General features: G+C 37.6%; 17 protein-coding genes. 2 read left to right on the forward strand and 15 right to left on the reverse strand.

Going from position 1 to position 14251, the window contains the following annotated elements:
* Window position 1 precedes the first annotated feature (1 nt).
* The 9 genes from fabD to K364_RS0106730 form a co-directional block, all read right to left on the reverse strand.
* The gene (gene fabD, locus K364_RS0106690) at window positions 2–934 is read right to left on the reverse strand and encodes an ACP S-malonyltransferase (protein ID WP_028307380.1); all 933 of its coding nucleotides are present in this window, start codon (window positions 932–934) and stop codon (window positions 2–4) included.
* Window positions 935–952: 18 nt separating this feature from the next.
* Window positions 953–1891: an enoyl-[acyl-carrier-protein] reductase FabK gene (gene fabK / locus K364_RS0106695; protein WP_028307381.1), complete on the reverse strand. Its 939-nt coding sequence runs from the start codon at window positions 1889–1891 to the stop codon at window positions 953–955.
* A 30-nt stretch (window positions 1892–1921) separates the two neighbouring features.
* Window positions 1922–2911, reverse strand: a complete 990-nt coding sequence (locus K364_RS0106700) for a beta-ketoacyl-ACP synthase III (protein WP_028307382.1) — start codon at window positions 2909–2911, stop codon at window positions 1922–1924.
* A 19-nt stretch (window positions 2912–2930) separates the two neighbouring features.
* Window positions 2931–3917, reverse strand: coding sequence for a phosphate acyltransferase PlsX (gene plsX, locus K364_RS0106705; RefSeq protein WP_028307383.1), 987 nt, complete (start codon window positions 3915–3917; stop codon window positions 2931–2933).
* A gap of 143 nt (window positions 3918–4060) precedes the next feature.
* A complete protein-coding gene (gene fapR, locus K364_RS0106710) occupies window positions 4061–4618 on the reverse strand; it encodes a transcription factor FapR (protein WP_028307384.1) in 558 nt (185 codons plus the stop codon).
* A gap of 192 nt (window positions 4619–4810) precedes the next feature.
* Entirely contained in the window at window positions 4811–4993 is a 183-nt protein-coding gene (gene rpmF, locus K364_RS0106715) for a 50S ribosomal protein L32 (RefSeq protein WP_028307385.1), read from the reverse strand.
* Between the two features lie 18 nt (window positions 4994–5011).
* Window positions 5012–5536: a YceD family protein gene (locus K364_RS23090; RefSeq protein WP_051533846.1), complete on the reverse strand. Its 525-nt coding sequence runs from the start codon at window positions 5534–5536 to the stop codon at window positions 5012–5014.
* A gap of 58 nt (window positions 5537–5594) precedes the next feature.
* On the reverse strand, window positions 5595–6794 hold the full coding sequence (locus tag K364_RS0106725; RefSeq protein ID WP_028307386.1) for an acetate/propionate family kinase: 1200 nt from the start codon (window positions 6792–6794) through the stop codon (window positions 5595–5597).
* 45 nt (window positions 6795–6839) lie between these two features.
* On the reverse strand, window positions 6840–7631 hold the full coding sequence (locus K364_RS0106730; RefSeq protein ID WP_035268327.1) for a patatin-like phospholipase family protein: 792 nt from the start codon (window positions 7629–7631) through the stop codon (window positions 6840–6842).
* Window positions 7632–7710: 79 nt separating this feature from the next.
* Here K364_RS0106730 and ylbJ point away from each other — a divergent pair, with 79 nt between their 5' ends.
* Window positions 7711–8928: a sporulation integral membrane protein YlbJ gene (gene ylbJ / locus K364_RS0106735; RefSeq protein WP_051533847.1), complete on the forward strand. Its 1218-nt coding sequence runs from the start codon at window positions 7711–7713 to the stop codon at window positions 8926–8928.
* Here ylbJ and K364_RS0106740 read toward each other — a convergent pair.
* From K364_RS0106740 to K364_RS26925, 3 genes are all read right to left on the reverse strand, one after another.
* Complete coding sequence (locus K364_RS0106740) at window positions 8903–9385, reverse strand: hypothetical protein (protein ID WP_028307389.1); 483 nt, start codon at window positions 9383–9385, stop codon at window positions 8903–8905. The two genes, ylbJ and K364_RS0106740, sit on opposite strands and share 26 nt — an antisense overlap.
* 41 nt (window positions 9386–9426) lie before the next feature.
* The gene (gene rsmD / locus K364_RS0106745) at window positions 9427–9957 is read right to left on the reverse strand and encodes a 16S rRNA (guanine(966)-N(2))-methyltransferase RsmD (RefSeq protein ID WP_028307390.1); all 531 of its coding nucleotides are present in this window, start codon (window positions 9955–9957) and stop codon (window positions 9427–9429) included.
* Window positions 9958–10217: 260 nt separating this feature from the next.
* Window positions 10218–10388, reverse strand: a complete 171-nt coding sequence (locus K364_RS26925) for a DUF2197 domain-containing protein (protein ID WP_169734743.1) — start codon at window positions 10386–10388, stop codon at window positions 10218–10220.
* 101 nt (window positions 10389–10489) lie between these two features.
* On the opposite strand from K364_RS26925, the gene gpr reads away from it, so the two are divergent.
* Complete coding sequence (gene gpr / locus K364_RS0106755) at window positions 10490–11470, forward strand: GPR endopeptidase (RefSeq protein WP_277995554.1); 981 nt, start codon at window positions 10490–10492, stop codon at window positions 11468–11470.
* Window positions 11471–11583: 113 nt separating this feature from the next.
* On the opposite strand, the gene K364_RS0106760 is transcribed toward gpr, so the two are convergent.
* The 3 genes from K364_RS0106760 to recG form a co-directional block, all read right to left on the reverse strand.
* Window positions 11584–11799: an alpha/beta-type small acid-soluble spore protein gene (locus K364_RS0106760; RefSeq protein ID WP_028307392.1), complete on the reverse strand. Its 216-nt coding sequence runs from the start codon at window positions 11797–11799 to the stop codon at window positions 11584–11586.
* Between the two features lie 44 nt (window positions 11800–11843).
* Entirely contained in the window at window positions 11844–12047 is a 204-nt protein-coding gene (locus tag K364_RS0106765; protein ID WP_084295564.1) for an alpha/beta-type small acid-soluble spore protein, read from the reverse strand.
* Window positions 12048–12196: 149 nt separating this feature from the next.
* Window positions 12197–14245, reverse strand: coding sequence for an ATP-dependent DNA helicase RecG (recG, locus tag K364_RS0106770; RefSeq protein WP_028307394.1), 2049 nt, complete (start codon window positions 14243–14245; stop codon window positions 12197–12199).
* Between the last annotated feature and the right edge of the window lie 6 nt (window positions 14246–14251).

Consider the following 14251-nt stretch of genomic DNA (forward strand, 5'->3'; position numbering starts at 1 on the left):
CTTACTCCTCCTTTAGAGCTTTTAGAGTACCCTCAAGGCTTTCTACATTCTCAACATTATAGACTTTAACATTTTTATCAATTTTTTTAATTAAACAGCTTAAAACCTTGGAAGGGCCTACCTCTACAAACCTATCAACACCTAATGCTATTAGCTTTCTCATGGACATATCCCACAATACAGGGCTATGCATTTGACCTTTAAGGCCAGACTTAATTTCATTTGGGCATTGAGCAATCTCGGCACTTAGGTTAGCTACTATTGGGAATTCCGGGGTTTTAAAGCTCACTTTGCTCAGTTCATAAGCAAACTTCTCAGCTGCCGGCTCCATTAAGCTTGAATGAAATGGCCCGCTAACATTAAGAGGAACTACTCTTTTGGCCCCTTCAGCAGCAGCTAACCTGGATGCAGCTTCAACCTTGTCTTTTTCCCCAGCAATAACTAGCTGGCCTGGACAGTTATAGTTGACAGTTTCCACAACCCCTTCAATCCGAGAGCATATTTCTTCAACCTTTTCATTCGCTAAACCAAGGATTGCAGCCATGGCACCCTTGCCGGCAGGTATGGCTTCCTCCATAAATTTTCCTCTTTTTGATACCAATTGAAGAGCATCTGGATAATCAATACAATTAGCCGCTACTAATGCTGAATACTCTCCTAAACTGTGTCCTGCAGCATAATCAGGAGTAACACCTGAATTTTTTAATAATTGCCAACAAATTGTACTTACAGTGAGAATTGCTGGCTGTGTATTTACTGTTAATTTAAGATCTTCCTCAGGTCCATCTAATATTATTTCACTTATTTTATAGCCTAGCACATCATCTGCTTGCTGCAATAGTTCTTGTGCCTCTGGATATTTGTCACATAAATCTTTGCCCATTCCTACATATTGTGCTCCCTGACCAGGAAACATAAATGCTATTTTCTGCATGCTAACCTCCACTATTTATTATATATTTTGCACCCTCTTTAATTCTTTATTATAGCCTTCAATTAATTCATTGATAATGGTTTCTACGGGCTTAATATCATTTATCATTGCGCAGACCTGGCCTGCCATAATGGAACCCATCTCTATATCTCCATCTATAGCAGCAGCCTTTAATTTACCAGCACCCAGCTCGCCTAACTCCTCAATTGAAACACCTGATTCAACTCTTTTAATAAACTCTTTGGTAAGCTTATTTTTAATACACCTTACATGATGTCCATGAACTCCTGTGACAACAGTATCCCTATCCTTGGCTTTAATAATTTCATTTTTGTATGCGTCATCAGCTATACATTCAGTAGAACAAATAAAGCGGGTTCCTATCTGGACACCTTCTGCTCCAAGGGCCACTGCTGCCAGCATGCCTCTTCCATCGGCAATTCCTCCAGCAGCTATCACAGGAATATCTACAGCATCTACTATCTGGGGTACTAAGGCCATGGTGGTAATTTCCCCAATATGGCCTCCACATTCCATACCCTCTGCAATTATCCCATCCACTCCAGACCTCTCCAGTCTTTTTGCTAGGGCAACAGAGGCCACAACTGGAAAGACTTTTACCTGGGCTTCTTTTAATGCTGCCAGGTGTTTGCCAGGATTTCCGGCCCCTGTGGTGATTACTGGAACTTTCTTGTCAATTACAAGTTTAATAATTTCCTCAACATAGGGCGATAGGTAATATACATTTACACCAAATGGTTTGTCTGTAATTTTCCTAACCTTTTCTATTTCCTTCTCTACTATTTCAGGCGGAGCATTTCCGGCACCTATTATCCCCAAACCACCGGATTTAGATACAGCTCCCGCCAATTCACCCGTAGCTATCCAAGCCATACCACCTTGAAAAATAGGGTATTTTATACCAAGAATTTGTGTGATTCGCGTTTTGATATTAATACACCTCCTAATCTAAATTTGCACCCTAGCCTACCATTGAATTAAAGTAGCTCCCCATGTTAACCCGGCACCAAAACCCACTAAGAGAATTTTTTGCCCTTCACAAATTTTCTGGTTCATATATGCTTCATAGAGAGCAACTGGTATTGATGCACTTGACATGTTTCCATATTTATTAAGATTTACAACTACCTTTTCTGGTGACAGATTTAATCTTTTAATAGCTGACTCAACAATACGCATATTTGCCTGATGAGGTATTAATAAATCAACCTCCTCCTTATCCACACCTGCTATTTCAAGAACTTTTAGTGATGCCTCCCCCATTACACGTACGGCAAATTTAAAGACTTCATTGCCATTCATGTAAATAGTATGCAATTTATCATCTATTGTTTGATATGTCGGAGGAAGACTGGATCCCCCAGCTGGCTGTTTTAATAAATGGGCTCCTCTTCCATCACTTCCTAAATAGTTGGCCAGAATACCTGTTGAATCTTGTGATGGCTGTAAAACAACTGCCCCAGCTCCATCACCAAACAAAATACAGGTATTTCGATCTTCCCAATTAACGATTTTGGACATAACCTCTGCGCCAATAACAAGCACATTTTTATAAAACCCTGTTTCTACAAACTGGGTAGCAGTTGCAAGGGCATAGATAAACCCCGTGCAGCCAGCTGATAAGTCATAGGCTGCGGCATTATTGGCACCTATTTTTTCCTGTATCAAGCAAGCAGTAGATGGCCATACCATATCAGGGGTCAGCGTGGCAACAATAATTAAATCAATATCTTGTGAAGTGACCATGGCATGTTCCATGGCCATTAAAGCAGCCCTGGCGCCTAAATCAGAACATGTTACTCCTTCTTCAACTACGCGCCTTTCTTCAATACCAGTTCTGGACCTAATCCATTCATCACTTGTATCTACAGATGCTTCCAAGTGTTTATTTGTTATTACTTTTTCAGGCAAATACATACCTATACCAGTAATTTTTGCACGGCATTTATTTTCCATTTAATCCATGATCCCACCTTTAGATGTCATTAATTCCCTGAATAGCCTCTACTAATTTACTATCATAGCTTTGGGCTGCTACCTTAATAGCATTGCATATGGCTATTGAATTTGAACTGCCATGACATATTATACTTACTCCATTTATACCCAATAAAGGCGCTCCTCCATACTCGGAATAGTCAAATTGCTTTTTAATATTCCTTAATCCTGGAACCAGCGCTAAAGCTCCCAGCTTACGTACAAAATTCTTAGTCAATTCTCTTTTTAATAGAACACCAAATCCACCTGCAAGGCCTTCTGCAAACTTTAATAGACAGTTGCCCACAAAGCCATCACATACCATAACATCAACTGGTCCATGAGGAATATCTCTTGGCTCTACATTGCCAACAAAATTTAATGCGCTTTGTTCTAATAGCTCATATGCTGCTATTGTTAGCTGATTTCCTTTAGTTTTTTCTGAACCTATGTTAATGAGTCCAACTTTTGGGTTATTAGATCCTAATAATTTTTCTACATATAAACTACCCATCTGAGCAAATTGAAGTAAGTTCTCAGGTTTAGAATCTACATTTGAGCCTACATCTAAAAGTAATTTTGGCCCACTTAAGGTTGGCATTAAGGTAGCTATGGCAGGCCTGCTTATTCCTTTAATTCTACCTATGTTCATAACGCTTGCCGCCATCTGCGCTCCTGTGCTGCCAGCTGATACCATGCCTTGAACTTGTTTTTCCTTAACCAACCTGGCAGCTACCATCATGGAGCTATCTCTCTTTTTTCTAGTGGCAACTGCGGGTGCCTCGTCCATGCCTATTACTTCTGATGCATGTATAACACTTATACCTTCCATGGTAGGATATTTGGCCAGTTCCTTTTCAATTTGGGACTCAATACCAACTAAAACTACTTCTGCATAATTTTTTTTTACAGCTTCTACAGCACCTTTAATAATTTCACTTGGGGCATAATCGCCTCCCATGGCATCCAGGGCTATCTTAACCATTTAAGGTTCCTCCTTTATTAGTGTACGAATACATCAGCTATAAGATGAACCGAAGCAGGTGACATGATGCAGGCTTCTCTATTATTGTTTCGGTGCATCTTACCTCATGACTCATCCTTCAAGCAATGAGTTATATCCTGAGCTTATGTGGATTGTGACTGGACAATAAACTGTCCTTTAAAAACCATTTCACCTTCAACCTTGGAGTATATGGATACTAAATATGTATTGGATCTTTTTACCTTTACGACTGCTTTGCATACTACCCTTTCACCAATACGGACAGGTCTTTTATAACGCACCCTGGCACTACCAGTCAGTACCACCTTGGCATCTACTACTGCAATAGCTAAAGAATTAGCTTGAGCAAAAAGGTGGTGCCCACGGGCAATGCCAGTCCTTTCAAAAGTATGCTCCTTTTCAATTTTTAGCAGGGAATAGGCTTCCTTGTCAAGATCAATATCTATCAATTCTCCCATAATCTCAGTTTCGGAAAGTGATTTTACCTTGGCATATTTTTCCTCGGCAACACTCTTAACTCTTTCTCTTAATTCTGGTATACCAAGGGCTATTCTATCCAGGCGTATTGTCTGGATACTAACAGAAAAGTGCTCAGCCAATTCTTCATCAGTGCTGAAAGGATTATTTTCTAAATAGCTTACTAACTCTTCCTGTCTTTGCTTTTTTAAACCTTTAGCCATATTAACACCTCTAACTATTAGTTGTTATTAGTACCTGATATTAAATATATTATAGTTATTTTTTCTATAATTGGCAAGAGATTTAGAAAAAGTTTAATGTTTTAGTGTGAAACTTAGACTTCCTGATAGTACTAAAAAAGAGCTGTCAACATATACGTTAACAACTCTCTTTAAGGTCCAATGCCAATAGCCTTATGCTTTTTCTGCGCCGGCTGCATTTTTTTTGTAAAAACCACATTCTGCACACATTCTATGCGGCACCTTTAATTGACGACACTGTGGACATTCCACTAAAGGTAGCGAATCAATTTTTCTCCATTGTGCACGTCTGGCACGAACTTTGGCTTTTGACTGCCTTCTTTTTGGTACTCCCATCTATAAGCCTCCCTTGCTCTAATTAGTTTTAAGTAGCTGCTGCAAAACTGCCAATCTGGGGTCAATTTCCTCATTCTTACACTCACATTTTTTCAGATTAAGGTTACAACCACACCTTGGACACAATCCTTGACAGTTCTCTTTACATACTGCCTTCATGGGCAAAGCTAAAAACAATGCCTGCTCTATTAACGGTTCCAAATTGATTTGACCATTCTGGTACCAATTAACATCCCCATCCTGCTGTTCCTTTTCTGACAGAAGGTTATATTGAGCAGCTGTTACAAACCTTTCCATTAAAGGAGTTTCTATGTCAAGTGTAAACTGCTCCAAACAGCAATGACATATAACCTTTGCTTCGGCAGTAATTTTGCCCTTAACAAGAATATCCTTTTGAGTAAATGTTACATCTGCGACCACCTTAATCGGCCCATTAAAAGTAACTTTCTCTTGACCCACAATTACTTGAGGCAAGTTAACTGTAAAGTCGTAATGTCGAGTTAATAATTTGTCAAGTTTAATCTTCTCAACATCAATAAACACAGCAAACCATCCTTTTCATGACTCTAAGGGAGATTATACAGGACTAAAGGACTAAATGTCAAGAAATTGCCTCAACAACCTCTTTTGTATCTCTTGCAATCATAAGTTCTTCATTAGTAGGTATGACTACTACCTTAACCTTAGAATCACTAGCTGAGACTACTTTTTCTTGACCACGAATTTTATTAGCTTCCTTATCTATTTTAACTCCCAGGTAATCCATATTCTCACATACTTTTTCTCTTATATCCCATGAATTTTCACCTAACCCTGCAGTAAATACTAGAACATCAACACCATTTAATACTGCTGCATAGGAGCCTATAAGTTTTTTTACATAATGTACATATACATCAATGGCTAATTGTGCATCTCTATTCCCCTCGGCTGAAGCTGCTTCTAGATCTCTAAAGTCACTGCTTACTCCAGAAATTCCTAAAACACCACTCTTTTTATTCATTAGGGTGCTTACCTGGTCAGTGGTTAGATTTTCCATATCCATTAAAAAAGGTACTATGGCAGGATCAATTATACCACAGCGAGTGCCCATTACTAATCCTTCTAAAGGTGTTAATCCCATGCTTGTATCAACTGATTTGCCATCCTTTACTGCAGTTATTGATGCCCCATTTCCCAAATGACAGGTAATAATTTTACTATTGTCAAGTTCCACACCAGCTACCTTTGCAGCACGCTGAGCAACAAACTTGTGTGAAGTGCCGTGAAAGCCATATCTTCTAATTTTGTGCTTTTTACATAATTCTTTTGGTAAAGCATAAGTATATGCTGAAGGCGGCATGGTTTGATGAAAGGCTGTATCAAAAACAGCTACCTGAGGTATGCCTGGCATTAACTTCTCACATGCATTCATACCCATAAGACCAGGTGGATTATGCAGTGGTGCTAGATTAAACAGCTTTTTAAATTCTTCTTTAATGGTATCAGTAATTAGTACTGATTCGGCAATTACACCGCCGTGAACCGCACGATGTCCCACTGCGTTAATCTCTTCCATGCCATTTATTACTCCATGATCCTTATCTAATAAAGCTTCTACTACTAACTTAATTCCTATTTCATGATTAGGAATCGCTGTTTCTAGCACATACTTGTCCTGACCTGCTGGCTGATGAGCTATTAAAGCACCGTCAAGACCGATTCTTTCAACTAAACCCTTGGCCAATACCTCCTCATTTGTCATATCAAACATCTGATACTTAATTGATGAGCTTCCTGAGTTTACAACTAACACTTTCATTTTGATAAATATCCCCCTTACTATAATCTCTTTTAAACTTATCTTTCATATCACTCCCATGGCATGTAAATCTTTTTTTATGACCGGTATATGCTTTTTGGTTTCCTCTATCCCTATTTCCATACACTCCTGGACTAAATCAAATCTTGCGGGACTGATATGGGAAAGATCTGGCTGTATTAATACACTGCATTCATTACATAACTGCTTAATACTATCAAAATGAGGAACTTCCAATGACATTAAAATAACATCAAAGATATTTTGCACCTTATGCCTGGTGCCTATTCTACCTCCAAATCTAACATCTACTGCTATTATGTAGTCTGCGCCATGCATCTTCAATACGTTAATGGGCACATGGTTTTTTACTGCACCATCTACTAATAGCCGGGTGCCAAGATTTTTTGGTTTGAAGATTCCTGGGATAGAAACACTTGCCCTTAAAGCATCTGCAACTTTGCCTGTATTTATTATTATTTCTTCACCCGTTTCTATATCTGCAGCTACTGCAAAAAATGGCTTTGCTAATTGGTCAAAAGTCTTATTTTTTGTAATTAGCCTAAACAATTCTTCAATTTTTTCACCCTTTATCAAACCCATTTTTGGCAAAATCACATCAACAAATTGCTCATGTCTTAAAGTAGCAGCAATTTTAAAGACCAGGTTTAAATCAGCATTATCAGCATACAGTGCTCCAAATACACTGCCTATGCTGGTTCCTGCGATTATATCAACTGGTATATTTTCTTCCTCCAATGCCATTAGTACCCCAAGATGTGCCATTCCTTTTGCGGCACCGGCACCAAGTGCTAATCCCACAATGGGGCGTTGCATAGACATCCCACCTTCTTGGTCTATTATGCGACACAATTAAGTATATATATATAATAATAGTATTTCAACTGGAGAAACTATGATAAAACAAAGGAAATCTAGTTTAATTTTTCTTTTAAAACTAGTGTTGATTTTTGTTATATTCTTCTCATTAATAATTTTTCCCAAGCAGGTATTCGAAGCTTCTTTGCGCGGACTAAATGCATGGTGGACTATTGTCTTTCCAGCATTATTGCCTTTTTTTATAATGTCAGAAATTCTTGTTGCCCTTGGAATTGTACAGTTTTTAGGAGTTTTACTGGAACCCATAATGCGACCTGTATTTAGACTACCAGGAACTGGTGCCTTTGTACTAGCGGTTGGCTATACTTCTGGAGCCCCAATAAGCTCAATTGTAACAGCAGATTTAAGAAAAAAACATTTGCTTACAAGAAATGAAGCTGAAAGAATAATATGCTTTACAAATAATGCAAGCCCTCTGTTCATGTTTGGCGCTGTAGCCGTTGGTATGTTTAATAGTCCTGAAATTGGCGTGATAATTGCAGTTTCTCATTATCTGGCTAATATTCTTCTAGGTGTCTGCTTAAGATTTAGGGCTCCGAGAAAATATGGTATGCACTATAATTCACAAAAGCTAGGATTTAAAAAGGCCTTACAGGCCTTGCTTGATAGTCAAATACCCAATAAAAAACCTCTAGGGAAAATCCTTGGTGATGCTATAAGGAACTCGGTAAATAATCTGACCCAAATAGGAGGTTTTATCATTCTTTTTTCAGTTATAATAGAATTATTGAACCTATTCAATGTGATTGGGCTAATATCTGTTTGCTTAACATTTTTATTAAATCCACTATTAATGGTGGACCATCAGTTAGCAAAAGGCATAGCCAGCGGCTTTGTGGAAATGACTATTGGCTCAAAACTAATTGCTGAATCTCCTTCCCCATTACACATAAAGGTTGCCGCAGTCAGTCTAATATTAGGCTGGTCTGGACTATCAATCCATGCTCAGGCCATTAGCATGTTGGCCACCACAGACATAAGATTTTACCCCTTTGTTATTGCAAGGTTTTTCCATGGAATCATGGCAGCTTTAATTACCCTGTTGATCTACAATCCCGCAGTTTCGGTCATATCTAAATATGATAGCCTGTTATATTGGGAATATAGCACGTTGGGTATCATATATTACAGTTGTGGTATATTTGTATTAATTATAGTTTTATTTCTTTCGTTATCTCTATTATTATCTTTAATTAAAAGAATTAGACCTATCCTACATCTTCTATTTCATTAACTTCTCTTTTGGGTAGCCTTTCTTTAAGCTCATTTCTTCCTTCTCCTACTATAGCAAGAGTTTTTTGGAGTCTGGCTTCTATTGAAGCCAGAACATCATCTGCATATTGATTGGCCCCACTTTTAATTTCATAGGCAACCTTATGGGCTTCTGCAATTATCTCTTCACTTTGATGCTTTGCTTCTCGAACAACCTCAGATTCCTGTGCCAGCTTTTTTATCTTATTTCTTGCATTTTCTAGTAATTCCTGTGCTTCTATTTTAGCCTCATTTATCACTCTTTCTCGTTCTCTTACCACCCATCTTGCTTGTCTCATTTCTTCTGGCAGTTCACTGCGAATTTTATCTATGTAATCTAACAGCTTTTCCTTTTCAGTTACTATTTTGCTGGACAGAGGAACCTTCTTGCCTGTTTCTATTTCTTGCTCTAGTTCGTCAAGCAACATGAAAATATCCACATTAATGTCCTCCCTTACAACTCTATATTAGATTTAGTAAACTATTTATAATACCCCACTTGTGTATCACCATATTTAGATGTTTTCAATAATCGAAAGGTGTCACATTGTGGCGGCAGCTCTATTTTACTTTCTGTTTCTACTACTATAATTCCTTCTTCTTTTAGCAACAGTTTTAATTTTTTTACTATTGGTACTACCAAATCATATCCATAGGGAGGATCCAAGAAAATAATATCATATATTTTAGTGAGTTTATTAATTATTTTTCTAGAATCACCTAATATTATTGTGCTCCTATCCTCAAAACCTATATTTGCCAAATTATTTCTTATACATTTAATGGCCTTGGGAGATTGATCAACAAAGGTACAGCTGTTAGCACCCCTACTTAATGCCTCTATGCCAATATTGCCGGTCCCTGCAAACAAGTCCAAAAAATCACTTTTATAAACCAAAGGGGATATTGTATTGAAGATGGCTTCCTTAACCCTATCAGATGTGGGTCTAATTTTTGTTCCCCTAGGGGCAATTATTCGTCTTCCCTTGGCATAACCTGAAATTATTCTCACATATACACCCCATTATAACATATCCTAGATAAAGATGGTAAATTTTACATTGATCTAAATTCCTTATTTTTAACAGTTATCAATGTATATTTTGCTGCTTAAAGGTCCATAATATTTACTGGTAAAGCATTTTACTGAAGAGCTTAGTGGTTATTTTTAATAACCCTCCCCCATAAGCTCTTCCTCCGGTTTCTCCTCTCCCATAGAACGAGGGTCTTTAGGAGACCCTCGTTCTTATATTACTCATTCCTTTTTCAATGTTACAAGGATCTGATTTCCTTTTTTATAGCGGTACTTGCACTAATTTTCACATGATTATTGCATTTAAAGCAAATATAAATTCCTTGTGGATTACTGGCTAGCCGCTGATAATCCTTATGGATTTTTGATATCTCCTCTTTGATGCCGCAAAGGGAACACTTTACTAACATTTTTTTACCTCCCTTTATTACATAAAAGTATATCATAAAGGTAATATAATACTCAACTTTGGGAATTATATTTTTAAAGCAAATTATTAGGAGGTAATACTTTGACATTGACCTTTGATTTAATAAAAAATCTTGGAATTAACCTGGACTTGGCCATAGAAGCACACAGCCTGTTAAGAGGAGATGCCAATCAAGAAATCCAGGGAGTTAGAGAAAATGTAAAGCAGTTCAGCAATGGTACAATTACCAGTATTCAAATATTGGACGAGAATGGTGCCAGACAAATGGGTAAACAGCCTGGCAACTACCTTACAATAGAATCATCAGGGTTAAGAGAGAATAACCCTGAGGTCCACCAGGAAATAGCAGATATTATGGGAAAAGAGCTTGAAGGACTATTGCAATCTGTTGGCCTTACCGAAAATGATACAGTTTTAATTGTAGGCCTGGGAAATTGGGATGCCACACCAGATGCCCTTGGCCCAAAGGTAGCAGGCAAGGTTCTTGTCACCCGGCATCTTCACAAATATACACCCCAGAATGTCCAAGGTGGTCTTAGACCAGTATGTGCATTATCACCTGGTGTACTTGGCATTACAGGCATTGAAACAGCTGAAATCATTAAAGGTGTTGTAGAAAAGGTTCAACCTTCCCTGGTAATAGCAGTAGATGCATTAGCAGCCATGGATTTAAGTCGTATTACCTCAACTATTCAAATAGCTGATACGGGAATAAACCCTGGTTCAGGTATTGGCAATCAAAGAATGGCTATAACCAGGGAAGCACTGGGAGTTCCTGTTATTGCTATTGGGATACCAACAGTAGTACATGCAGCAGTTGTGGTATCCGCCAGTCTGCATTATCTTGTAAGCAATCAACCAATACAAAAGACTCTTTTGAATGATAGTATTGTGCAGGATGCTATTCAATCTGTGCTGCAGCCATTTAATGGCAATTTTACTGTGACGCCTAAAGAAATTGACGATCTAATTGAAACCACAGCAAAAATTGTAGCATCTGGCTTAAATCAAGGATTACACCCAGCTATCGGCCCTGAAGAGGGGAATATATACTATCACTAGAGCATGCTTTGTACAATTAACAAGCTGTAAATAAGTTTAAAAGGAGCAGGGCAACCCTGCTCCATATTACAAATAATACAATCCTAATTTAGACTTTGAACAACTTATGCTTGTTACTTACCAGCACGCTGCTGCTCATAAGACTGTATCATTTTCTTGACCATTAATCCTCCAATGGAACCATTAACTCTTGAAGGAAGGTCTCCCATATATCCCCCTTGTGGGATTTGAATTCCTAGTTCTTGAGCAGTTTCATACTTTAATTGCTGCATTGCTGCTCTAGCTTGTGGGACTACTAAATTATTTGTATTTCCTCCACCTTGTGGCATAGTTTCACCTCCTAAAGAGAAACTTGGCTGTATTTTTAAACTTATTACTGACCAGCACGCTGCTGCTGGTAAGTCTGAATCATTTTCTTGACCATTAATCCTCCTATAGAACCATTAACCCTTGAAGGAAGGTCTCCCATATATCCACCCTGTGGAATTTGAATTCCTAGTTCTTGAGCTGTTTCATACTTGAATTGTTCCATAGCTGCTCTAGCCTGAGGCACCAAAAGTTTGTTATTGTTAGGCAATTTATTGTCACCTCCTTTGATTTAGTATTCTTAGTATAACTCCACATAATTGATTTATACTGCGTTCCATCTGTAAGTATTTGCCTCGATTGTTATAGTTTTTAATGGCATGAAATGTAAAAACCCTTTGTTTTTTTGATAACAAAGGGTTAACCATATATTTTAGAAAAATCAATGTTCATAAATTTTGTATGCCTTCCAAATAATTCTGCTTTTATATATTGTTTTTCTTCAATAAAAGCCCTCACATGCCTCATGGAAGCTTCTAATATTTTTCCATCTGTAATTAAATCTGCTACTTTAAATTCAGGAATACCATGCTGACGAGTACCAAACATTTCACCAGGTCCTCTTAGTTTTAAATCCATTTCTGCAATCTTAAACCCATCATTGGTTTCACACATAGCTTTCGTACGATATTTAGCTTCTTGGCCTTTAATATCCCCCAATAAAAAACAATAAGCTTCATTTTTACTTCTGCTGATACGGCCTCTTAGTTGATGTAATTGTGATAAGCCAAATCTTTCTACACCTTCTATTATCATGACATTTGCATTTGGAACATTTATCCCTACTTCCACAACAGTAGTACTTATTAAAATATTCAAATTGCCTGCTCTAAACTGCCCCATAATTTCTTCTTTATCTTGAGGTGTCATTCTGCCATGAACAAGGCTTACTGAATAGCCGGTAAAGACTTCCTTTAAAACTTTTTCCATTTTCACAGCGTTTTCAATGTCAAGCTTTTCACTTTCATCAATAATTGGGCAGATAACATATGCCTGTTTTCCCTGCTGAATTTGTTTTTTTACAAAATCATATAGTTTTTTGCGGTTTTGCTCAGATACATATTTAGTTATCACATTTCCTCGGCCTAACGGTTTTTCATCTAGTAATGAAATATCTAGATCGCCATATAAGGTCAGGGCCAGGGTTCGTGGAATGGGAGTTGCACTCATTACCAAAACATTAGGACTATCCGCTTTTTGCTGCAGTCTAAGCCTTTGATTAACTCCAAACCTATGCTGTTCGTCTATCACTATTAGTCCCAGTCTCTTAAACATGACATTATCTTGAATAATGGCATGTGTTCCAATAACTATGTCTATCTCGCCAGAAGATATGAGTTCAAGGATTCTTTTCTTCTCCAATTGTGCCAAGCTTCCAGTTAGCAGAGCTATGTTTAGATTTAACCTTCCCAAAGTCTCTTTCAGGTCTAAATAATGCTGCCTGGCAAGGATTTCTGTAGGTGCCATTAAAACCCCTTGAAAACCACTATCACAGGATGCAATAAGAGACATTACGGCAATCACCGTTTTGCCACTACCAACATCACCCTGTAAGAGCCTTGTCATTGGTTTAGTACTTTTTAAATCTTTACTAATATCTTTCCAGACCCTTATTTGTGCTGCTGTTAGTTTAAAGGGAAGTGATCTTATATACTCTTGTACTAACATGTTATTATTTATAATAATACCGTTTTTCATAATGCTTTTTTTTCTAGTTAGTATTCCAAGTTGATAAAAAGCAAATTCCCTGTAAGCTAGATACATTCTAGCTTTTTCTTGTTCTTCCATTGTATCTGGAAAATGCATCTTCAAAACACACCACTGCAGTGGAGGAATATTCATGGGCTGAATTAATTCATTAGGCAGCACCTCAGGCAAACTATTTAAATAGTTATCCAGGCAATACTTAATGAGGCTTCTTAAAAAGCGCTGATTTAATCCCCCTGTGGATGGATAAAAGGGTATAATTCCTCCACAATTTAAATTTTCTCCCCTGCCATCAATTATTTCATAGTCGTAAGCAGACATTTCCAGCCTGCCAAAATTTCTACGAACCTTGCCTGTAACAATTACTTCCTTGTCCCTTGTAAGTATGTTTTTTAGATAATCTCCCTGATTAAACCAGTTAACTGTTAAATATGAGCCACCATCATAAATAACCACCTTTAATATATTAAAACGTGGTTTTGGTCTGGTTATCTCACTTGTTACAATTGTACCCTTGATAGTCTCTACTGACCCAGGCAGTAATTCATGAATTTTTTTTAAGTTTGACCTGTCTTCATACTTTCTTGGAAAGTGGTAAAGTATATCTGCTACAGTACTTATTCCCAAATTGTTTAATGCCCTTTTTTTAACCCTGCCTACACCTTTTAAACCATCAATAGAAATATTAGATAAGTCATACATAAGATT

It is taken from the genome of Desulfitibacter alkalitolerans DSM 16504 (assembly GCF_000620305.1).
Lineage (GTDB): Bacteria > Bacillota > DSM-16504 > Desulfitibacterales > Desulfitibacteraceae > Desulfitibacter > Desulfitibacter alkalitolerans.